This window comes from Alteromonas ulvae, from assembly GCF_048987005.1.
GTDB lineage: Bacteria > Pseudomonadota > Gammaproteobacteria > Enterobacterales > Alteromonadaceae > Alteromonas.
In genome coordinates, this window is sequence record NZ_CP185261.1 from 2,492,487 (window position 1) to 2,514,743 (window position 22,257).

At 44.0% G+C, this 22,257-nt stretch carries 16 protein-coding genes; 3 read left to right on the plus strand and 13 right to left on the minus strand.

Features of this window, described 5'->3' with window-relative positions:
- Positions 1 to 499: 499 nt before the first annotated feature.
- Both ACOJR9_RS10910 and ACOJR9_RS10915 read right to left on the minus strand, forming a co-directional pair.
- Positions 500 to 1,399 (minus strand): hypothetical protein, encoded by a 900-nt coding sequence (locus ACOJR9_RS10910; RefSeq protein WP_420933013.1) that lies wholly within the window; start codon positions 1,397 to 1,399, stop codon positions 500 to 502.
- Positions 1,400 to 1,802: 403 nt separating this feature from the next.
- Positions 1,803 to 2,117 (minus strand): hypothetical protein, encoded by a 315-nt coding sequence (locus tag ACOJR9_RS10915; protein ID WP_420933014.1) that lies wholly within the window; start codon positions 2,115 to 2,117, stop codon positions 1,803 to 1,805.
- Positions 2,118 to 2,626: 509 nt separating this feature from the next.
- Here ACOJR9_RS10915 and ACOJR9_RS10920 point away from each other — a divergent pair.
- Complete coding sequence (locus ACOJR9_RS10920) at positions 2,627 to 3,679, plus strand: zinc-dependent alcohol dehydrogenase family protein (protein ID WP_420933015.1); 1,053 nt, start codon at positions 2,627 to 2,629, stop codon at positions 3,677 to 3,679.
- A gap of 516 nt (positions 3,680 to 4,195) precedes the next feature.
- The gene (locus ACOJR9_RS10925; RefSeq protein WP_420933016.1) at positions 4,196 to 6,658 is read left to right on the plus strand and encodes a TonB-dependent receptor; all 2,463 of its coding nucleotides are present in this window, start codon (positions 4,196 to 4,198) and stop codon (positions 6,656 to 6,658) included.
- A gap of 582 nt (positions 6,659 to 7,240) precedes the next feature.
- On the opposite strand, the gene ACOJR9_RS10930 is transcribed toward ACOJR9_RS10925, so the two are convergent.
- The 10 genes from ACOJR9_RS10930 to ACOJR9_RS10975 all read right to left on the minus strand — a co-directional run bounded on the left by ACOJR9_RS10930 (position 7,241) and on the right by ACOJR9_RS10975 (position 21,032).
- Positions 7,241 to 7,447, minus strand: a complete 207-nt coding sequence (locus ACOJR9_RS10930; protein WP_420933017.1) for a hypothetical protein — start codon at positions 7,445 to 7,447, stop codon at positions 7,241 to 7,243.
- Between the two features lie 1,039 nt (positions 7,448 to 8,486).
- Complete coding sequence (locus ACOJR9_RS10935) at positions 8,487 to 9,929, minus strand: diguanylate cyclase domain-containing protein (RefSeq protein WP_420933018.1); 1,443 nt, start codon at positions 9,927 to 9,929, stop codon at positions 8,487 to 8,489.
- 306 nt (positions 9,930 to 10,235) lie between these two features.
- Positions 10,236 to 11,051: a sterol desaturase family protein gene (locus ACOJR9_RS10940; protein WP_420933019.1), complete on the minus strand. Its 816-nt coding sequence runs from the start codon at positions 11,049 to 11,051 to the stop codon at positions 10,236 to 10,238.
- A gap of 31 nt (positions 11,052 to 11,082) precedes the next feature.
- Positions 11,083 to 11,730, minus strand: a complete 648-nt coding sequence (locus tag ACOJR9_RS10945; protein WP_420933020.1) for a CDP-alcohol phosphatidyltransferase family protein — start codon at positions 11,728 to 11,730, stop codon at positions 11,083 to 11,085.
- A complete protein-coding gene (locus ACOJR9_RS10950) occupies positions 11,724 to 12,362 on the minus strand; it encodes an ATP-binding cassette domain-containing protein (protein ID WP_420933021.1) in 639 nt (212 codons plus the stop codon). Before ACOJR9_RS10950 ends, ACOJR9_RS10945 begins: the two co-directional genes overlap by 7 nt.
- A 26-nt stretch (positions 12,363 to 12,388) precedes the next feature.
- Entirely contained in the window at positions 12,389 to 14,200 is a 1,812-nt protein-coding gene (locus tag ACOJR9_RS10955; protein WP_420933022.1) for an ABC transporter permease, read from the minus strand.
- Positions 14,200 to 15,453 (minus strand): ABC transporter substrate-binding protein, encoded by a 1,254-nt coding sequence (locus ACOJR9_RS10960; protein WP_420933023.1) that lies wholly within the window; start codon positions 15,451 to 15,453, stop codon positions 14,200 to 14,202. Before ACOJR9_RS10960 ends, ACOJR9_RS10955 begins: the two co-directional genes overlap by 1 nt.
- A gap of 107 nt (positions 15,454 to 15,560) precedes the next feature.
- Positions 15,561 to 16,385 (minus strand): DUF547 domain-containing protein, encoded by an 825-nt coding sequence (locus ACOJR9_RS10965; RefSeq protein WP_420936108.1) that lies wholly within the window; start codon positions 16,383 to 16,385, stop codon positions 15,561 to 15,563.
- Between the two features lie 128 nt (positions 16,386 to 16,513).
- A complete protein-coding gene (locus ACOJR9_RS10970; RefSeq protein ID WP_420933024.1) occupies positions 16,514 to 18,667 on the minus strand; it encodes an FAD-dependent oxidoreductase in 2,154 nt (717 codons plus the stop codon).
- Positions 18,668 to 18,686: 19 nt separating this feature from the next.
- Positions 18,687 to 21,032, minus strand: coding sequence for a TonB-dependent receptor (locus tag ACOJR9_RS10975; RefSeq protein WP_420933025.1), 2,346 nt, complete (start codon positions 21,030 to 21,032; stop codon positions 18,687 to 18,689).
- Between the two features lie 144 nt (positions 21,033 to 21,176).
- Between ACOJR9_RS10975 and ACOJR9_RS10980 the strand changes: the two genes are divergently transcribed.
- Positions 21,177 to 21,620, plus strand: a complete 444-nt coding sequence (locus tag ACOJR9_RS10980; protein ID WP_420933026.1) for a hypothetical protein — start codon at positions 21,177 to 21,179, stop codon at positions 21,618 to 21,620.
- Between the two features lie 89 nt (positions 21,621 to 21,709).
- Here ACOJR9_RS10980 and ACOJR9_RS10985 read toward each other — a convergent pair whose 3' ends face one another.
- A complete protein-coding gene (locus ACOJR9_RS10985) occupies positions 21,710 to 22,171 on the minus strand; it encodes an EVE domain-containing protein (RefSeq protein ID WP_420936109.1) in 462 nt (153 codons plus the stop codon).
- Positions 22,172 to 22,257 lie beyond the last annotated feature (86 nt).

Sequence of the window (22,257 nt, forward strand, 5' to 3'; positions counted from 1 at the left end):
ACGCCGATGGGGATAATGGGAACTGTAAAGTAGTGTTCAAGAGCGCTTCGTTTACAGGTGTCTCAAGTAAGAAGTTTGCTCTACTAAGCGAGCTTTCTCCAGCACAAAAAGACTCTCTAAATAAAGTCCTCTCGAAACAAGGCCAACAAAATAATAAATTCAAGCAAAATCACAAGTCTTCATCAACGAAGATACTGGATAAGATCTATGTGATCATCGGAGGGACGTTCTTCCTATTTCTGACTCTTATTGTAATCCGAGTGCTCTCAGGCGGAGATACACCATGTAACGTTCAATATGAAAAGGCATGGGCTGCCTGTAACGATGATTATAACGGTAGGTGCACATATTTAGGCCCTAAGTACAAACCATCTTGTAGCATGAAGAGTAGTGAATACTATCGTAACTAGTGCGAGAAATCGTCACCAGCTAATTGATTTAGAGAAAAAAATTAAAACTCATACCTGCTTAACAGGTATGAGTTGACCAAAAGCCAAATCTAAATATCTTCAACTTCACTCATTATTTTTCGCACTGTGTTATCGCATAGTGAGAGACCTGCCTGATCCAACATTGTACTCAAAGCGGTTGTATTTCCCTTTTTTGCAAGGTCAAATCCATGCTGCTTAAAAAACATACTAATGAGTTTTAAGTAACTTCTTTTTTCTGGCGGGTGAACCGGCTTTTCTTCACTAATGTCTGATGCAGAAGGGCTACTTATTTGCGAAATAAAACGCTGAAGTTCCGTAGTTTTCAGAACAAGTTGATACGAATGTCTATCAAGCGGAATGGAGCTATTATTTTCGCTATCGTTAAAAGGGCTAATCAATTCCGCTACTTGCTCAATTTCATTAATGCTTAAATTCTCAAATACTGTAAGCGGGTCATCAAACTGACTTTGACTCGTTAAGCCTTTCGCTTTTAATAAGCTTTCTAACCTAGCCTCTTTTGATGTTTGGGAGTCTTCCGAGTTCGATACAGGGAGGGATTCTAAGAGTTTATAAATACTGCCTTCGTGCTTTACATAGAAGCCACTAAGTTCAGAAAGCACAGGATTATCTTCTTGAATCGCTTGTTGATAGAGCTTTCTTATTTCGAACCGTTCCTCACCAAACATTGCTAAGTCGTAAATACCGTTAAAGATATGGACTTGCTCATCAACTTCGTCGGCCAAGACTGGCGCAACTTGATGTTCATCATCTATTAGTTCAAGCTCTGGATCTAAACCGACTTTCTTCGCATATGCCTGATTCGTTAAGCGGATTGATATAGCCAAATGGCCTTCTAGCGATAGTTCGTATATGTCAGCGACTGAAACCGTCTCTTCTAACGTCGCTGACAAGTAATCGGCAGAGTCATTTATAGAGAGATATTGCTTTAATTTTAATAGCTTATTCATTAATTAGTTTTCTCAGAGTTAAAGTTCAACTGCTGCCTTTTAGACAAAATTAGTTAATTTCCTAGGCAGCTACTCATGACATCTCTTGTGGGGCCGATCTATAAATTATCTCTTTTTGGCACTGCTCACATTATAAAAAACTAAAAAAATTTGGTTTAGACAAAACAGATAGGTACACAGGTGGGTACACAGTATAAAATCAAACGGAAAAATAACTAATAATTACAGCTATATAGAAATCAGTTTCAACTTACGCCAGCCCACCAATTCAATAAATTAAGGCGTCCTAGGGCGTCTTTTTTTATGTCTACACCATCGTAAAATCAATAGCGTAGCGTATTTTAATTAGGGTGTGGGCGCTAGAGTTTAGAAACCTTAGGCTAGCTGATACTGCCAGCCCATCTTACTCAGTTGCTCCACGGATCTTTTCGTTAGCGACTTCTAGCATTATGAGAACCTCACACGGCGAGTATTGTTCAAGTAAAGAAACAGACCTGTAGTTTATCCACTCCGATATAGGATCAAATTTGTCTTTTCTTTTGAATGTAAGCTCCTTGAGCTGCACCAAACATTCACCCTGTAACTTTGCACTTCCTATTTTATCTTTGCTAAGCTCGAACCCTTTGTGGTTTTTCGCAACATCTCCATACATGTCTGATATTGCAAAGGAGCTATAACAAGCAACGGTACCTAAAAATATATAGGTAATCATTTTCATCGGTTACTGCCTATTTTGGTGCACAACTTTCGCGTTTTTCTACCAAGCCATTGCTCGTTCTTGACCATACTGCCATGACTGTTAAGCTTGTGAAAGCCCAGGCTGATAATGTTTGCAAGAATTGGTAATTAACATACGACGAAGTTGTTTGATGTTAACATGCTTAGTAGTCGTCGCTTATATCTGATTGACACGTTGAATCGATAGGTCTCGACCTACCGGAGCGAGTGGCAACCGCAGGCTAAACCGACGAAAACGATCTTCTGATCACTCGTTGCCGACATAAGATTCTTAATGCTTCAACAACCGCTTCACCTACTTTTCTGCCGTTTAAATACTACTGTGTGAACGGCTGCCTTTTGCTTTCTTAATACTGCTAATATTTTAATCGGGAACAAACTAACTGTCGTATTGGTGCGTTTTGTCTTTCGGTGAAATACAGCATCGTATTAAGTAAGCCTTTCTATTACTATCACGACAGAAACGCCTCATAAACTATTGGAGAAGTTATGAAAGCTGTCGTCATCGAAACATTTTCATCTATACCAGAAATTAAAAATGTACCTGATCCAACACCCGCTTCCCACGGCGTAGTAATAAAAGTTGAAGCTACAGGCGTATGTCGGAGTGACTGGCATTGCTGGCAAGGTCACGATGAAGATGTTGTATTGCCTCATGTTCCTGGTCATGAATTCGCAGGAGTGATCGCTGACGTTGGGTCTGCCGTTAGCCGATTTAAAATTGGCCAGCCCGTAACCGTGCCGTTTATCAATGCCTGTGGTGCATGCCCCGAATGTAACACGGGTAATCATCAAGTGTGTGGTAACCAAACTCAGCCAGGTTTTACTCATTGGGGTTCGTTTGCCGAGTACACAACCGTAGATCACGCCGACGTAAACCTAATACACCTGCCAGAACATCTCAATTTTACGACAGCAGCAAGCCTAGGCTGTCGATTTGTAACCTCTTTCAGAGCAGTTATCGATCAAGGAAAAGTATCGGGTGGTCAGTGGGTCGCCGTTCACGGTTGTGGTGGTGTTGGCCTTTCTGCAATTATGATTGCAACGGCTGTTGGCGCCAATGTTATTGCCATTGATATTGATGACGCCAAGCTAGAGCTGGCCCAATCATTAGGCGCTGTTGCCGTGCTTAATGGCAACAAGGTTGCCGATATTCCAGAAGCCGTTATTGAAATAAGTCGAGGTGGCGCTCATGTTTCTCTAGACGCGCTCGGACACCCTATCACCTGCGTTAATTCAATAAACAGTCTTCGTAAACTAGGTAAACATATACAGGTAGGATTGATGCTTGCTGAACATGCTAATCCAGCCATTCCTATGGCAAAGGTAATTAGCGATGAGCTAGAGATAATCGGTAGCCACGGTATGCAAGCTCACCGTTACGATGCAATGCTTTCCATGATACTGTCAGGCTCGTTAGCGCCTGAGAAGTTATTGGGTAAGACAATTAGTTTAGAAGAGTCTATCGCCGCACTCACTACATTGGACACTTCAACCACTCCTGGTGTAACGGTAGTTACTGGCTTTAAAACCGGTCTGTAAGCATATTTACAAAAAAGCATACTTTTCAATAGCAGCTCACCTCGCTTGATTTTTAGTAACATGGTGAGCCTGCAAATAGTTCATTAATGCACACATGCTAAAGGGCGTCACAAAATAATACCCTTCCATTGCCGTTGCGCCAATGCTTCTGGCAATGTCCAACTGCTCGTTAGTTTCAAGCTCTTCTTAGATGCACTGTGCATCTGAGGCAGAACATTTAGAAATTCCTGCTCTATGAGAGACGCGCTTTGCCCTGTGCCGTGATCGTAAATCTACTGCAACGTGTGTTGCGTCTATGCAATAAAAAATTTAAAGAAAATCTCACCATTCTCCGCAAGTGTTTAAATATCACTCAAACCTTACATAAAATATCATTTAACTAAATAATAACATTACATTTACATTGATTGATTTTCCGTTAATTTAGTAACCTGTCGTGTTTGTCGATATTAATTTTACTTATCACTCAATGTTGACGAACAACTTATAAAAATAAACACAACAAGAGAACGTACTATGGAAAAGTGTCCACTTTCACTTTTTAAACGCAAGCCACTTGCGCTAATGGTCGCAGTAACACTCGGTCTTTCAGGCCATGTCGCCCATGCACAAGAATCTACCACCAACTCACCGCAAGCTGAAACACAAACCGATGACGATCTCTTTGAACAAATTCTTATCACTGCTTCAAAACGACAAACCGGACTGCAAGAAACGCCTATCGCTGTCACCGTCACTACCGGAGAGGATATAGCGCAAACTCAAGTATTGGATATTCAAGACTTACAGGCTTTAGTTCCTACCCTTCGCGTTACTCCGCTGCAACGCTCTTCTAATACCAACTTCTCAATTCGAGGGTTTGGTAACGGTACGAATAACACAGGTATCGAGCCCTCAGTGGGCGTTTTCATAGATGGCGTATACCGCTCTAGAGCTGCTGCACAAATTGGTGATTTGCCTCGCTTGGAACAAGTTGAAGTATTGAGCGGCCCGCAAAGCACGCTGTTTGGTAAAAACGCCTCTGCGGGGGTTATCAACGTGAGAACAGCAGGCCCTTCTTTTGTGGAAGCCGCCAAAGTAGAGTTAGGTGTTGGCAACTTTAACCAACGCTTATTGCGAGGTTATTACACCAACGCGATCACTGAAGAGTTGGCATTTAGTGTGTCTGGCGGTATTAATAAGCGAGACGGCTACACCGAAAGTGTGGTTGGGCTTGACGATATGAATAATCGCGATAGATGGAATATTCGTGGTCAAGCGCTTTACGAACCAACCGAAGATACACGCATCCGATTTATTGCAGATTACAGTGAAATTGATGAACGTTGCTGCACCGTAGCTGATGTTATCAATGGTCCAACAACAGCCGCGGTACGAGCCCTCGGTGGAACCGTTCTTGATATAGAAGATCAGTTTGAATTTAAATCGGCACTCAATCAAGATCCTAATAACACAGTCGAAGATGGCGGTGTTTCCGTTCAGATAGACGTGGATTATGACTCTTTTACACTTACCTCAATAACGGCATTTCGAAAAAATACGAGTGGTTATGACTCTGACGTAGATTATACCTCACTGGATATTCTTACCGAAACGGGTAACACCGATATAGAAACATTTACACAAGAATTCCGCTTAACCTCTACTGGTGATAGCAAATTCGATTGGATGGTAGGCGGATTTTACTTCTCTGAAGACGTGGATACAGGCGATGTACTTTATTACGGGGAAGGAACACGACCATTTTTCAATATTCTTGGTTTACAACCTCTTTTAGAGACCGCGGAAGACTTATATGCTCAGCCCCGAAACGCCTTTTTTGCCGCTGATAACTTTCTCGCTACTGACTTTTTGCAAGAAAACGATGCATTCAGCCTCTTTGCTACCTTTGACTATGATTTAAGTGACAAACTCACGGCAACGGTAGGCATTTCTTATACTGACGATGAAAAAGACGTATCGGTTGCCCAAGTTCATAATGAGACCTTAGCGGCTATTGATTTTGATACAGATCCTACTGTGTTTGGTGTGCCTCTCGCATTTATTCCAGATTTACAGCCGTTTGTACCTACGTTAAAGGGGGTTCAATTCCTTCCACCGCAGCTTATCTTCCCTAATGAAGTTGAGGCAGGGAATACAAACGACAGTAAAACCACGTGGAATGTGCGCTTAGCCTATGAAATCAATCGCAATTTCAACGTATTCGCCTCCGCTGCAACGGGTTTTAAAGCCTCGTCATGGAACCTATCTCGTGATACTCGTCCTTTTGCTAGCGATCAGCAAGCACTTGAAACAGCGAGTTTAACGCGAGCAAATCAAAGCTACGGTACTCGCTATGCTGGGCCTGAGGAGTCTACGGTTTACGAGCTTGGTGTTAAGGCACGATTTAAGCGGGGTGCGTTTAACGTCACATTATTCGATCAAACCATTGAAGGATTTCAGTCGAGCATTTTCGTAGGTACGGGCTTTGTTTTGGCAAATGCAGGAGAACAGTCCACCAAAGGTATAGAATTTGACTCTACTTTTAACGTCACCGATGAACTGGTATTTTCATTTGGCGGCACTATCCTCGACCCTGTGTACGACTCTTTTGTTGGGGCAAACGGTATAGATGGCCCAGTTGATCTGTCAGGAACGCAACCAGCAGGTATACACGAACGCAGCTTTGTTGCTGGGCTCACCTATAACTTCGAATTAGGCAACGGCATGTACGGCTTTGTTCGCTCAGACTACCTTTTTGAAAGTGAAACACAGCTTGTGGAGAACGTTCCTCCGGAACTCACTCGTGAAGTAGGCACGCTGAACGCAAGTGCGGGCTTAACTATGGATAACGGTTTAAGTTTTAAAGTGTGGGTACGTAACTTGAACAATGATGAGTATTTCTTATCTGCATTCCCACCACCGATTCAAGCCGGCAGCTTTAATGCATACCCCAATCAGCCGCGCACATTCGGTGCAACCGTCTCTTATGAGTTTTAAGCTTTAACAGACATACTAAGCCCGCCTCGCCGCAACAATTTGAACAAGGGCGGGCTTTTTAACTAAACGCATTCCATTCATTTATAGAAGCAAATACGTCCCCTGCCCAGTCGTTTTACTACGATAAAGGGCTTTGTCGCCTTGATCAATCAATTCAACACAATGCTTTGAAACCAAACGGCGGGCGCTTGATAGCTGAAGATATAGTTTGCTTTATTCGCGATCCGTTGCAGTCAATTTGAGTGTTGATACATGTCTATCGCTTGATCGCATTGATATATGGATTCAAGATGAATCGAAGTTAGGACGACAAATCGCTTACATGTCTAGTCTGTGTCGCTGAGCGATGAGTTTGACTTACGATACACATTGAACATCGCTAAAAAAAAGAAAAAGGGCAACATGTTACTGTCAATTAAGAAGGAAAAATTTTGATTAACAACTACATACTCAATATGTTGGTAAACCGTGTAGATTCCGAAACCGAGCATGCACTCATCAAATACGCTGCGGAACAAGCTCATTATTGTACCTCGCTAAATGAAGCGGCGTGATTACACCGCTTCGAACTAAGTTTGACTGTTACAACAGAGGGTCATTACTTTCAGAAAGAAATTCTGCTAACGATGAAGAACTACTGCCAGAGCCAATTTTATGTAGATTTCTGTTTTCTCTCGTAAAAGGATGGGATGCGAACCAATTTCCAGCAATTTGACCTATTTCTTTCCAGAAAGGATCCCAATCACCACCATTTATCATTTCAAGGTCACTCATTGTTAACGTTTTCATTGCTCGTTCCACCCGTCCTCGTCTCGGTAAAATTCCGCACCGTTACTGTAGCCAGAAGAAAAGCCTTCTGAAAACTGCTAAAAGGCGTCATGAGCAACGATCGTTGTCAATATCCAATTCGTCAATGGAACCCAAAGTACCCCTCCACTGACCTGCCCGAGGACATTGTTCTGTAATTCACGCATAGTTAAACACTCCGTGTAGACAGCTCTATTTACCATACCACTAAAGAGAAACCTGGTTGAATTAATCGAAAATTTCTAAGTAGTGAACAGTATTTCGTCAACTACTTAGCTATAGTGCACCTACTATCTGTATATTACATTTTGACCAAACAATAGTTTGTTGTTTTAAATCATTAACATGTAATACACGTGCTATGTAATGATCCATTATTTTTATGCAAATAAAAACTGATCATTGGAACAGAACTTAGTTAGAATCACCTTGCTTGACTTAAATATCAAATACGTACTCAAAAAAGGCCGTTGCGGCACCACCAACCACACCTATGCCAATGGCAGAGATACCTGATACCACTGCGATGGGCGACGTTTGCTTCTAAACGAGAAAAGCTGGTATCTGCTTGTTGCAAGTGAGACTTCCATTCCTTATTTTATAAGTGCGGGTCTGCTTGTAAGCGTCAACTAAGGCTTGCCAGTCAGATTACTGCTGTCCTAATTGTCTTGCAAAGCATTTCCTCTGTCCATTCAGCGACACTTTGTCTGATGCTATTGCAGAGTATTGCTGTTAAATATGCCCCACTGTTCCAGGTTGTCCCCTATGGTAAAGCTTGGTGTCGTGAGGAACTTGAATAAAGATGAATATTTCTTATCTGCCTTTCCACCACCAATTCAAGCCGGTAGTAACTATGCATACCCTAATCAGCCGCGCACATTCAGTGCAACCGTCTCTTATGAGTTTTAAGCTTTAACAGACAAACATAAAAGCCCGCTTTTGGCGTGTTTTAGCTTGTCAAAGTGGGCTTTTTAATTTTCTTATTAAGGGGAGCTTTGATTCAACAATGCACTAAGCTGCACTAAGCGCTCACACGTCCCCTGCCGGTAGACTTCGCTCGGTAAAGCGCCTTATCAGCCTTATCAATCAATTCAACGCAGCTCGCATCAACATTGTCTGCTTGAGTGGCAATACCAATGCTAACGGTTAACATCCCATCATGTGGCGATGCTTCGTGCTCAATACCCAAACCCTTAACATTCTCGACAATACGATTTGCTATTTTCTTCGCACGGGCGATAGTTGTGGATGGTAAAATAACAGCAAACTCCTCTCCGCCGTAGCGCGCGACTAAATCGTCTGTGCCCAAACAGCTGTCGACTAGTGCCTGAGCGACTTTTTGTAGCACATGGTCTCCGGTAACGTGGCCATACTTATCGTTAAATCGTTTAAAAAAGTCGACATCAATAAGTAAAAGGGAAAGGGAGCCTTGTTTTCGACAACGTTGGGCTAGATCTTTTTCTAAGGTGCTATTAAACAGGCGCCTATTTGCAATCCCCGTTAACCCATCAATATTAACTAATTTTTGCAGCTGTTTATTCGCCTCAATCAACTCCTGCTGCATGTTATGAATAGCCTTTCGATTGTAAATATTTTGCAACGTATTGCCCAGCATATCCCCAATACGCTCTAAATACTCTATATCTGAAGGACTCCAGGTGTAAGGGCTTCCGGTAATGTCACAACCTATAAAACCATGAGTTTTACCATCAACCATAATTCGCGAGCACAAGATAGAACATATATTTTCTTTCTGAAATTCTTCACGTTCAACAATCGCTGAGTCGGGAATGTTGCGAACGTCATCCACTTTAAATAGACCATGCTCAATATGACCTATTAAATACGGCATTTCCTTTGTTGGCATATTCTGTAATTCGTCAATGTAGGGATTAACACCCGCAGCCACCCACTCGTGGGTATTAGACATCAACTCTAAATTATCGGAGAATTCAAAAAGATAACAGCGGTCCACATCACAAAACTCACCAAAGGCAGCGAGACTTTGTGAAATAATAATATCTAAGTCATCGGCACTGGCGTTAATCAGTTTTGAAGAGAATTTGGTGAGTAGTTGGTTAAATTCAATATGATGCTGCGCAACAACGCTATCGTTTTCATTATTGGCAGTTGTTCTATTATTTGCATCAACATGAAACACGAACCATTCAGTGTCATCATTCTTAATCACTGAACCGGTAATAAAACAATCTAGATCACATTCATTTATTTTAAGACGAACCCAGGTACTAGTGAAGCCCCATTTTTCTAATGCCTGGAAGGGGCACTTCTCTTCAATTAGTTCAATTTTAGTAAGGGGGTCATAAAAGTGAAAGCTCATAGATTCACTGGCTTGCTCACCATCATTTGAAATACCAAAGAGCGTTAAAAACGCGGTATTGAAGCAATAGTTACTATCACCTCGTCGCTTAAACATAAGTGGTGTGGGAAGCTGCTGAAGCAATTCATTCCTTTTATGACCGTGCAATATTAACCTCTCGTTACGTTGAGGCTTATAAGCTCAACTTAATTGAAAGCTTCTAAGCTGTAAATTCCGTTTACCCCATCTAAACTGGAAAGCTAGCTTCAAGACTGCACAGCTATGTGCTAAAAAACGGACTTATTGATAAAGCGGGTATTGACCTTATACGAAGTATAACAACACTTACTTTCATATGCTGTTTTTTTAACCACAGCTCAACTGTGCATGAACGAAGAATAATGTCTCTTAACTTATATAATGTTAAAACGCATAGAAGATGTGTTCAGTTCAGTCTTTAGCTGACGTAGAAAAGGGCTGACGAAGCAGCGATAGCAAGCTTGCATTGTCTTTTGTGGCCGGCACATCACGTTGCCCTATTGGCAACTTATCGTCGCTTTCATGAGCACGAGACTTAAAACTATTGAACATTTTATCCCACCACGACACGCTAAATCCGAAATTGCTATTGGATTCTTCTTTAGCTTGGCTGTGATGGATACGGTGTAACCGTTGGGTAATAATAAGCCTCGATAGTCTATCGTCCCACTGTTGAGGTAGTCGTATGTTGGCATGATTAAATAGCGCAAAACCGTTCAACGCAACTTCAAAAATAATAACCGCTAAAACCGGAACGCCAAACGCGACTATGGCGGTCGTTTTCACCCCTAAGCTAATTACTATTTCTATTGGATGAAAACGTAACCCTGTGGTGGTGTCTACATGGCTATCTGCATGATGCATCTTATGAACGCGCCACAACACGGGAATGCTATGAAACAACCTGTGCTGCCAATAAATGACTACGTCGAGTAACAGCACCCCCACGGCAATGACTACTGCACTTAACAGCGCGCTATTTGATGCAAAGAAAATATTAAATAGGCCATAGCCATGTTCACTAGCCCAAAACGACACCCCCACCAAAGAAGCTGGTACAAGCAGCCGAGAAACCACTGCGCCAAAAATAACCATAGACAGATTACCTACCCACCGCTCTTTGCGAGACAATATTGATTTGCGCGCAGGTAAAAAGGCCTCTAGCATCGCCATGATGAAGAAAACCGAAATAAACACGGATAGTCGTATTACTGATGCTGTGTCCATTCACCTTGCCTTTTTATTTCTGGTTTAATGCCTAGTTTGATTTCTCTGTGCTATCGCGAGACAGCTCTACCCGCTTAAGTGTAGCAAAGCCTCCGCCTATTCTTGTCACTATGGTAACGAAACAGGCCGCTGCAAAACAGTAGGCCATAATGGGGAAATAATTTGGCCAGATACAAAACGCTAAAAAGACCGCTATCGTTTCGGTGCCTTCAGTCAGCCCTTGCATGTAATAAAAGCTTTTATTCGCAAACTGTGGGCGCTCAATATTGTATTTTTCTGCCGCGACTGCAAACGCAAGAAAGCTGCTCCCAGTACCAATGAAAGTGGCCAATAATACCACTGCAGGTATTCCCCATTCACTGGGGTTCGCAATACCAAACGCTAATGGAATTGAAGCATAAAACAAAAAATCCAAACAAATATCTAAATAACCACCAGCACTGCTGCTGCTTTTTTGATATCGAGCAAGCTCGCCGTCGATTCCATCACACACTCTATTTAGTATGATAAAGCCAAGGGCCCCCAACCACCAGTTAAGAATGATTAAAGGCACCGCCATCACCCCAACAATAAACCCCGCTAGAGTAACATGATTAGGCGTTATAGCGCGCTTAGCTAACTCAACAACTATGGGCCTTAAAAGCGGTTTGATATACGGGGTTACTTTGGCGTCTAACATGATAATAGCTCAACGGTTTGGCCACCCGCTGATACAGAGTCGGCACTGTCATGAGTAACGAGTAATGCAGGTATATTGCGCTCGCGCAACTGGGTGAATGTCCATTCTCGAATTTGTTGTCTAAGCGCGGTATCTAATTTACTAAAGGGTTCATCAAGCAATACCGCCTGCGGCTCTGCAGCTAAGGTACGCAGTAGAGAAATACGACTTTGCTGACCGCCAGACAGTGTGGTTACTACTCTATGTTGCATTCCATCTAACTCAACAGCATGAAGCAGCTTTGCCACAGCGTCTCGTTTTCTGCTCTTAGTTTGATACCTAGCACTAGGCATAGCGAACATAATATTCTGCTCTACCGTCATATGCTCGAACAGAAGAGCATCTTGAAACATAACGCCGACACCGCGCCGATGTGGCGGCCTACTAGCAATATCGGTTCCATCTATTAAGATGGAACCCGAGAACGAAAATGGCGTGTCGAGATGCCCTGCAATTGCCTGAAGCAGCGTTGACTTACCCGATCCACTTGGCCCCATTACCGTTAAAATTGCACCTTTTTCAATGGTGACATCAAGAGAAAGTAGTAAAGCGCTTTCCTTAAAAATTTTAAGCTCTTTGAGTGTCAGTGCCATTTACGCTCTCTTTTCTGTTATATAGATCATACACTTTTTACACTTTTGCCTGTGTTAGATTTATTTGTACTTATTATGTTTTTGCTAGGTTTGAAGAGTATGTTCGATAGCCACCACGCCAAACCAAACCCACACAATGGCATTACAGCTTGAATAACCACATAGGCCGCACTTAACCTTGCGCTGCTTCCCGCAGCTAACGCCACTGCCTCCGTGGTGACTGTAGAAATGGCACCGCCAGTGGTGAGTAACGTAGGAAGGTACTGGCTGAAGCTAATTGCCAGGCCTAAGGCGAAGGCGACCAGAATGGGCCCAATAAGCAGAGGAAGTTTTACTAAAAAGAACACGTTCATTGGTGATGTGCCAAGGCTTAGCGCCACCATTACATAACGGTTATCAAACTTTCCATACGCTACAGCCAGTGATAAGTACACATAAGGAATCACATAAACCATGTGCGCCACATACACATGAAACCAAACGGCATCCTTTAAAAAAAGCTGCTGGAACCACACTAAACCATACAAAAAGGCCACGCCAGGCACCAGCAGAGGTAAAAATAAGGCGGTAGGAAGTAGCAGCGAAGCCCATGTTTCTCCAACTTTCAATGGTTTGCTCTCAAGAGTCAGTAACACTAATACTAGTGCACTGAAGCTTACGCTGACACCTAACAACAAGGTATTCGATAAGGGCGTTACCACCGCGTCGAACACCGTGCTCCAGTGAAGCATGGTTAATCCAGCTGGAACAATGCTAGGAAACGTCCACTGCTTCGCAAACGAGAACGCAACAAGTGTGTAAACCGCACTGACTCCTAGCACCATGTACACTGCCATTAGTAAGTAAGCTGCGGCGCTTATTGACTTATCGGCAACTTGTCGTTTTCCACGCTGAAGCCAGGCCTTTCCAGTTAGGCATATGCCCTTCTCGACTATCAACAGCACAATGACAGCAAACACGGCAATACCTACTAGTACAACCGCTGCTGAGGAAGCCTGCAAGCGCATGGACAAATCTATATGATTAAACCAGTGCAGTATGGCTACGGCTAGTGTACTGGGGTCGTTAGCGCCTAGTATAAGCGGGATCTCCACATTTGAAACCGCAAAAACCAGCACTGCTAATAGGGGCAGTCGTATTTGTGGAAACACCATAGGCAGCACTAATTTAAAGAAAATAGCGATAGATGAATAACCAAGGGCAGAGCCTACTTTGAAGTAACCATTGATTTTCTCCTGTATTAGCGGCTGTGACATCACGCTCAGTGCCATAAGAAGAATGAACGGAATTTCTTTTAACACTAACGCCACTATAATACTCATGCCGAAACTATCGAAAAGCAAAACACTTTCATTTGCAGAGGCAATGGCATTAGTGTCAAACGTAAAAAGACGAACAAAGAACCCCGATGGGCTCAGTAAAAATACTAGGGCTATTGCTGCACCAGCGTGTGGCAGCACCAAAAAGGGGCTTAATACTATCTGTAATCGAGAAAGCACTTTCGAGCGATAAAACACAGACAGCAACACAAACGCAAATAGCGCAGCAATAACTGTCGCCACTACGCCAGTGAAAAGCGAAAGCCACATCATGTTGTGAATACCTGCCACATCAAATAATGCGGCGAAAACACGAAAATCAAATTGATTTGCGCCAATGGCAGGAAAGTAACCCATGGCAGGCAAGAACACCCCAACAACGCCAGCCAACACCGGAATAGTCAGTAAGCAAAGTAATAACCATCTCGCACAATCGCTAACCCGTTCGAAAGAGCCTCGAGCCAAGCCTCGTTTTCTAAATTTGAATAGAGGCTTGAAATTAGACTTGAGTTTAGACATCAGTATCTTGCCCCGTATCGCTCTTCCCATGCCTGTCTCAGCGCATCGGTCCAACTTGCGTGAGGCTCTGCATACAGAGGCGTTGGCTGAGACTTATCAAGTGCTGAAGGATGAGACTGCTGCGTTTCAAACAGGCTTTTTTGCGAAGCGGATAACACGTTAGTATCAAGTACGGTGTCGTCCCCCCATACCTGTAAACGTTGCTTTTTTGCTTGAGCCTCGGGGGATAAAAGAAAATTAACTACCGTTTTTGCCGCCGCGTGATTAGGGGAGTTAAACGGTAGCCCTATAAAATGGACATTAGCAAGACTACCGTCTGACATGGCAAAAGTTCGTACATCCTTCGGTAAATCGAATCGTTCCACCGCACTTGGTATCTCAGCGGCGGTAAACGAAAAGGCCAACGAGAGCTCACCGCTTCCAATTAATCGCTGTAGCTGAGATGCTTGTCGTACCATGTATTCGCCGTTACGCCACATTGTGGGATGCAGCGCATCAAGGTACGTCCATAACGAAGGAGTCATCTTCTCTAGGGCTTTTTGGGTAACCGGCTTATAAAACAGATGTTGGTGTGACGAGTTAAGGGCAATAGCAGCATACTTAATAAAGCTTATACCTAAATAGTCTGTTACCACTGGATAAGTAAATCGACCCGGCAGCTGTTGACTAAACTGCAAAAGCTCTTCAAGCGTGCGGGGTACCGGCACATCAAACGTGTCAAAGTGCGCTTTGCGGTAATAAAACACCATAGACGCTTTACCCCACGGCGCCTCCATTCCCAGCGTTGGCTCACCAAAATCGGTCACCATTGCCGAGTTATTGTCTGGATTGGTTAACGCAAAGTTTGCAATGTCACTCACCCATCCCGTTGCCAGCAACGCATTTTTTTTCATAGCAGCGAAGTTTTCACCATTGATCCAAATAAGATCAACACTGCCATTATCTGAGTTTCCCGCGGCCTTCTCTGCTAATACTCTTGACACTGCGTCGCTGGTATCGGCAAGTTTCACGTGCGTTAACGTAATGCTGTATTTGCGTTCAACGCTTTCGGCAACCCACGTAAGGTAGCTATTTACTTGCGCACTGCCTCCCCATGCGTGAAATCGCACAACCGGGTTGGGGTTAGTAGGCAGGTTACTGTTGGAATTACTGTTCGCATTAGTAGTGGAATTAGCGCTTGGGCCAGCAATAGCATTGTCACTGCCTTCTACCGACGCACCGCCATAAGCACTACCTGCAATTAATAACATCATTAGGCATGCTAACCGGATGCATGCCAAACGGCCGAGAGCCATGATTCCATCGCAAGTATTTTTTGCGATGTACACAGGTAAAAAAACGCACGTACTTCTCATTATGACTAATTTTTCACTGCCGCTTTTGTGTCGTTCAACGACCAGTCGTACTCTAGAAAATCAACATCAGCTTTGCCGCTTTCAATTAAATCGACTTGAGCACTGCTTAGCGCCATCGCGTCTTTGTATAAAAGAATAAATTCAGGCACCGAATGAGTATCCTTCCAGCTTTTTTCAAAGTCGCCTTCATACCATGAGAAAATTTTTGATAAATACAGTGTCTCGTTTTCTATTGTGTTGCGGGAACTATCGCTTAAAAAACGTTTCGTTTGCATATCGAGTTGAGCGTCTAATCGCTCGCCCACATAGGCCTCTTCTCGCAATGCTGGGCAGCCAACACTTGCACAGTTAACCGCAAAGTGGATACGCGGCTCGCTGTATTTGTTGTCCCCTCTTATTAAATTGTGCTCTATATCGTCAAGGGAGCGCGATTTACCGAGAAGCGGAGCGATCTCTTTATCCCATGGTGAAGAAAAAAAGCTGCCTAAGTCTCGAATAGACTTTATATTAGGATACTCCGTGAGGATTAAGTTGATGGTGTAGGCGTTATACGCATTTATAAGAAATGCCAACTGCGTATTTTGATCCCACGAGGCAAACGTACGCGGCGGCACTGCGGCAAGCTGATTAAGGTAACTAGTCAGTTGAGTTTGGTCCTTTTTAAAGCCTTTATAATCAACTTGGGTGCTGGCTCCATTGTCGATAGTCACAACGTGTTTATCGAGCAGTGCGCTATATTTCTCATGTAATTTGCTGTCTGCCAGCGCGTTAAGCGAGAGCATGGATAGCGCGCAGCCTATTGCTGCGCCTGTGCTTATTCTCTTGAGCATATTCATTAGTGCATTCTCACGTATTTTTTTCGGTGCTTTTTTAGGTGCTAGCTTAGGTGCAATGGTGCAAACGCCGCTCTCAGCGCTAGATGAAAACATATCGAACTTCACGTTACTCAATTGCATGATTAACCCCTACGCCATGTGTGAAACTTCTCAACAAAACTTAATAGCTTTTCAGGTTGATTCGCGCGCTTCCAATTACCGGCAGCGTACTTAGCGCCTTCAGCCCACGTTGGATAGGTATGAATGGTGCCTAATATTTTGTTGAGTCCCAATCCGTGCTTCATGGCGATAACAAACTCTGCCAGCAAGTCTCCGGCATGTTCAGACACCACCGTCACACCCAAAATTTTGTCTTTGCCAGGCGGTGTAAGTACCTTAATAAATCCTTTGCGGGCACTTTCTGTCACCGCTCTGTCTAGTTCAGCAAACTCGTATCGCGTCACTTCTACGTCAATGTCTTGATCCACAGCGTCTCGTTCACTTAAGCCCACTCTCGCTACTTCAGGGTCGATGAACGTCGTCCAAGGAATAACGCTGTAATCCACTTTGAATTTTTTAAACGTTCCAAATAACGCATTTACCGCTGCAAACCAAGCTTGGTGTGCTGCAACATGGGTAAATTGATACGGCCCTACTACATCTCCTGCAGCATAAATATTCGGCATGAGTGTTTGCAGGTATTCATCAGTTTCAATCGTTCTGTCAAACTGAATGCCCAGTTTTTCTAGACCAAAACCATTGAGGCGCGCTTTACGCCCTACTGCAATAATGACTTCGTCATAGGCAACGTCGATTTCATTGCCATCTTTAGCAACCACTAACACTTTGTCATCACCACGGGTTTCAAATCGCAATGCATCATGCTGTGTTAATACCTTAACGTTACTTTCGGTGAGCACCGATTCCACATAGTCGGCTACATCGGTGTCTTCACGCCCCATTAAACGCGGAGCACGCTCTACTTGAGTAACCTCACTGCCCAAGCGAGCAAAGGCCTGCGCAAGTTCACAGCCAATAGGGCCGCCGCCTAGCACGATTAATCGCTTAGGTGCATCGTCTAATTCGGCAAACTTAGTCCACAATGTATCTGATGTAACGTATCCGCTCTCCTCAATACCAGGAAGTTCAGGGATAAACGGGCTCGCCCCAGTAGCAACAACAATATTTTTGGTGGTGAGGCGCTTTACGTCGCCTACATTGGTTTTAATTTCTACGGTCCATGGGTCGATAATGGTTGCATAACCTTTTACCACATCCACACCTAGGCTTGTGTAGCGCTCTACGCTGTCGTTAGGGGCGATGGTTGCGATAACTTCATGTACCCGTTTCATTACCTTTTTAAAAGACATAGACGGTGAAACTGGATTTAACCCGTAATCATCGGCATGGCGCATTTGATTAGCCACTTTGGCCGTTTTTATTATTGCCTTACTTGGCACACAGCCATAGTTAAGGCAATCTCCCCCCATCTCGCCCGCTTCGATAAGCGTGACTTTCGCTTTAACCGCTGCAGCAATGTAGCTAGTCACCAAACCGCCAGCGCCTGCGCCGATAACCACTAAGTTTCTGTCGAAGGTTTTGGGCTTGGTATAGCCTTTGTAAACACGACGACGGTTTACAATGGCCACAATCCCGTTCGCAATCCAAGGAAATATACCCAGCAAAACAAAAGAGAAAAGTAGCTCAGGGGATAAAATGCCCGAGAGGCTATCAATCTGCGCTAATTGGGTGCCTGCATTAACGTAAACAACCGTACCGGCAAGCATGCCTACTTGGCTTACCCAATAAAATGTCCAGGTTTTGATAGACGTTAAGCCCATCAATAAATTGATTAAAAAGAATGGAAATACCGGCACTAACCTAAGAGTAAATAAATAGAATGCCCCTTGTTTTTCAACGCCCTCATCAATTTTCTTCAGCTTCTCTTTAAACTTATTACGTACTGTGTCTCGCAAAATGAACCGGGCGACTAAAAAGGCCAGTGTTGCGCCTAAACTAGAAGCAAACGAGACAATTATCAGGCCTTGGAACAGGCCAAATAACGCGCCAGCGGCTAACGTGAGAATAGCCGCTCCGGGTAACGACAGCGCCGTTACCGCAACGTAAATCGCAAAAAAAATCGCGACGCTTAACACCGGTTTTTCTGATATTTGCGTTTTGAACGTATCTAGTGAGCCTTTCATTCCCTCAAGCGTCAAATACGTGTTCAGGTCAAAATAGAAAAACCCAACGACAGCAGCTGCAATGACGGCAAGCAACGCGATTTTCTTAAACATTCTTATTCCTTATGTGTGCTTAAAACGCATACTGCATAGTTAACTGAACATGACGAGGTACATTCGGCATAACAAGGGTTGCACCAAAAAAGCCCCCTTCAAACAGTGGTTGCCAGTTGTCCTGATCAGTGACATTTATAACGTCTGCACGAACACGTAATTGTTCATTAACTCGATAGTCCGCATTTACGTCAAGGGAATACTGGTCACGTATGTTTACCGTTTGCAAGAAGTCTAATGGAAACGACTTGGTGTAAAGCGCGCTAGCGCCTACGGCGAGGTCATCCGTTAACTGCCAGCCTGTATTCAATGACACCATTTGACGAGGTATCCCCTGCACTCGGTTATCCGAAGGGGCAAACGCGGCGAACGAGGGTGAACCAACGCCGGTACCACTTATAATATCCGGGCGGCTGCTGTCAAAGGCATCGATAACCTGGGATGTTTCTTGGAAGGCTGCAGAGTCATCAAAGCGTGCGTCTAAGTAGCTATACGCTGCGTTTACCCATACATCGTTATATTCGTAAAACACCTGAAGCTCTGCGCCCTGTGTTTTAACACCGCTATTGCTGCCATCGCGGTTACGCAAACTACGGGTTTGGTCAAACACCGATGCCTCTGCGTACCATTTTCCGTTAGGTGAATATTTTACACCAACTTCATATAGCGTATTTTCAGTAGCAAAGTTCAGTGGGTCAATTTCATTGTTCCCGCCAAGCACAGTGCCACCTGCCATGCTATTTGAGGTGGCATCGTTTTCGGAAAATGCAGCGTACAGATTTACCGCATTGGTAAGCTTATAAACGGCACTTAACTGATAACTACTTAAAGTATCGCTGTAGGTATCAGAGGCAGCCTCAACGCCTTCTGGTGATAGAGCATCTCGCGCTTCAACGTCGTAGTAATCAATTCGCACACCGGCAATAGTGGTTAAATTATCGGTCCACCTTGATTGCTGCTGCACCACTATGCCGGTTTGCCATGTGGTAGAGTCTGTGGTGTCAGATAAATTGAAATCGCCAGCCCCGTCACCGTTTAGGTCGTATTGAGCACCAGGAGAAACAAATACGCCTGGGCGCAACTGCACTAATCGGGCTTTCTGTGCATCGGTAAGGGGAATTACGCGGTTTGAAAGCGGGCCGGTTAAATCGATAGGATTATCGGCTTCAGTGGTAAATTGGCTGTAGCCCAATACATCGTTGTAGCGAATTGACAATCCAACCGTTGTGGTGTGCGAATCAGACCACTGATAATCAACTTCCGTTCTATTTTCGAAGGTATCAGCACCATCAATTATTTCGACAAAGCTGTTTTGGGCCACTTCCTCGCGCTCTAAATATTGATAATACGATAAGTTGCGAATAGTGATGTTGTCAGCGTATTGATAGTCGATGCTGCTGCGCACCACGGTGGTGGTTGCACCATTAATATCATCGGGGTTGGTAAACACACGATTTCGTGGAATAACTACCTCACCGGTGGGTGAAATTATTGCGCCCGCGCCGGGTACCGTGCTGCCGTTAGGCTGAACGCCCTGACCGGTAATATACAAGCCATCATCAATTAACGACTGAGTGGGCCTGTTAATACCCGCGTTGTCCGGATAATCGGTATCGTAGTATTCAGCACTAATATCCCACGTCAATGCATCACTTGGGGTGTAGCGATAGGCAGCGAAGAGATTAACGCTGTCTCGCTCCGCAAAATCATAAAAGCTGCCATGGTCGAGATATTCTGCGCTTACGCGAAAGCCGCTTTTGCCTTCTTCAATCGCCCTATTCACATCGACCTGCCCAGAATATTGCTCCCAACGACCGGCGCGAAGTGTCACCTTGCCCTGCGCCCCTTGTGTTGAGGCGACTTTAGTTTGCAAATTAACAAATCCACCGTTTCGCTGGGTACTACCAAACAATACAGGAGATGGGCCTTTAACCACGTCGACTTGCTCTACGCCATTAAACGATAGCGGCAGCCCAAAACCATTGTTGCCGGCCTGGCGACGAATTCCATCTTGGAACAGTTCACCTAATTGACCCCTTATACTCGGTAAGCTCGGTGTTCCAAAACCACTTGATGCATAGGCATTGGGTGCAGCTTTGACAATGTCGTGTAGATCATTAATGTTAAATGCTTCTAGTGCCTCGCTAGACAAGGATGTTACCGAACGAGGTGTCTCTGCCGCCGACATGCCTGCGCCAAAAAGACCTTTCAATTGATTGTCACCCGGATTTAAATTGCCAAGTGAAGATGCATTTCCTTTCACTTCGACAACTTCAATATCCCGTTCTTGGGTTTGTTGTGCTTGCACGCCCTGGCTAACTGCAAGAGACAAAGTACTGATGGCAAGGCCTACTAGGTTATTCATTTATGTTTCCGTTTTTTTATATTATGTGACAAGACCGATACGTTATTAAAAAAATTTCAGCGCATTTTTTACTTTTTGAAATTTTTTGTTCTCGACTCCGTTCTTTATTAACCACATTTATCTCATAACCAATTGGAGCCCTTTATGGGTCAATCAGCTACACATTCACACCTATCTGCGCAATCAGATGTTATTACTACTCGACTACCTTGGGCGTTACTGGCACTGCGTGTCACTGTGTTTATCGTGATGTTCGTGTGGACACTCGATAAATTTGTCAACCCTGCACACGGCATGGCTATATTTGAAAAGTTCTACGGTATTGGCGGTGTGCCAGAAATGGCAGTATACATAATGGGCCTATTTCAGCTTGTACTTGTTTTCGCTTTTCTTGGCGGCGTGGCTAAGCGATATACCTACGGGCTTATCTTCTTACTTCACGGTGGCTCAACGCTATCATCATTCCCGCAGTATATCGACGCGTTCAGTCATTTGCTCTTTTTTGCCGCTTGGCCAATGTGGGGCGCGTGCTTTGCACTGTACATTCTTCGCGAGGCAGACACTACTTTTACCCTATCAAAAAAGTAGCCATAAATACTGAAGCGCCAATACAGTAAGCTAGCCCACGGTGACAAATGCTGGGCTAGCATACTGAGCTAAATAGACGAGCTATCGCACTACTTGGCAGCAGCATAGAGCTGCTGCCATTCATTTTCTGTTACCGGCATCACCGATAAACGCCCGCCTTTGGTTACCAATGGTATTTCTGTAATATTTGGCATCGCTTTTATTTCAGAAAGAGGAAGCACACGGTGAAACGACTCTACGTGTTTTACATCCACGCAGTACCATCTAGGCTTGTCAGTGGTTGCCTTAATATCGTAGTAGTTGGACTCGGGGTTAAATTGACTAGCATCTGGATAGCCTGCTTTCACAACTTCGGCCACTCCCGCGATACCCACCGTTTTGCAACTCGAGTGATAAATAAACACTAAGTCGCCTAGTTTTATACTGTCGCGAAGAAAGTTTCTCGCTTGGTAGTTTCTTACACCATCCCAGGGTTCAGTTTGGTTTGGCCGTTGTGCTAAATCATCAATAGAAAAAGCGTCGGGTTCGGTTTTAAACAACCAGTAAGCCATAGCGGTATCTTCATTTTTATTACTCACATTCGCCTAAGTATACAAAGGGCGCTTATTTAATGACAGCGCTATACCACCACCGCATC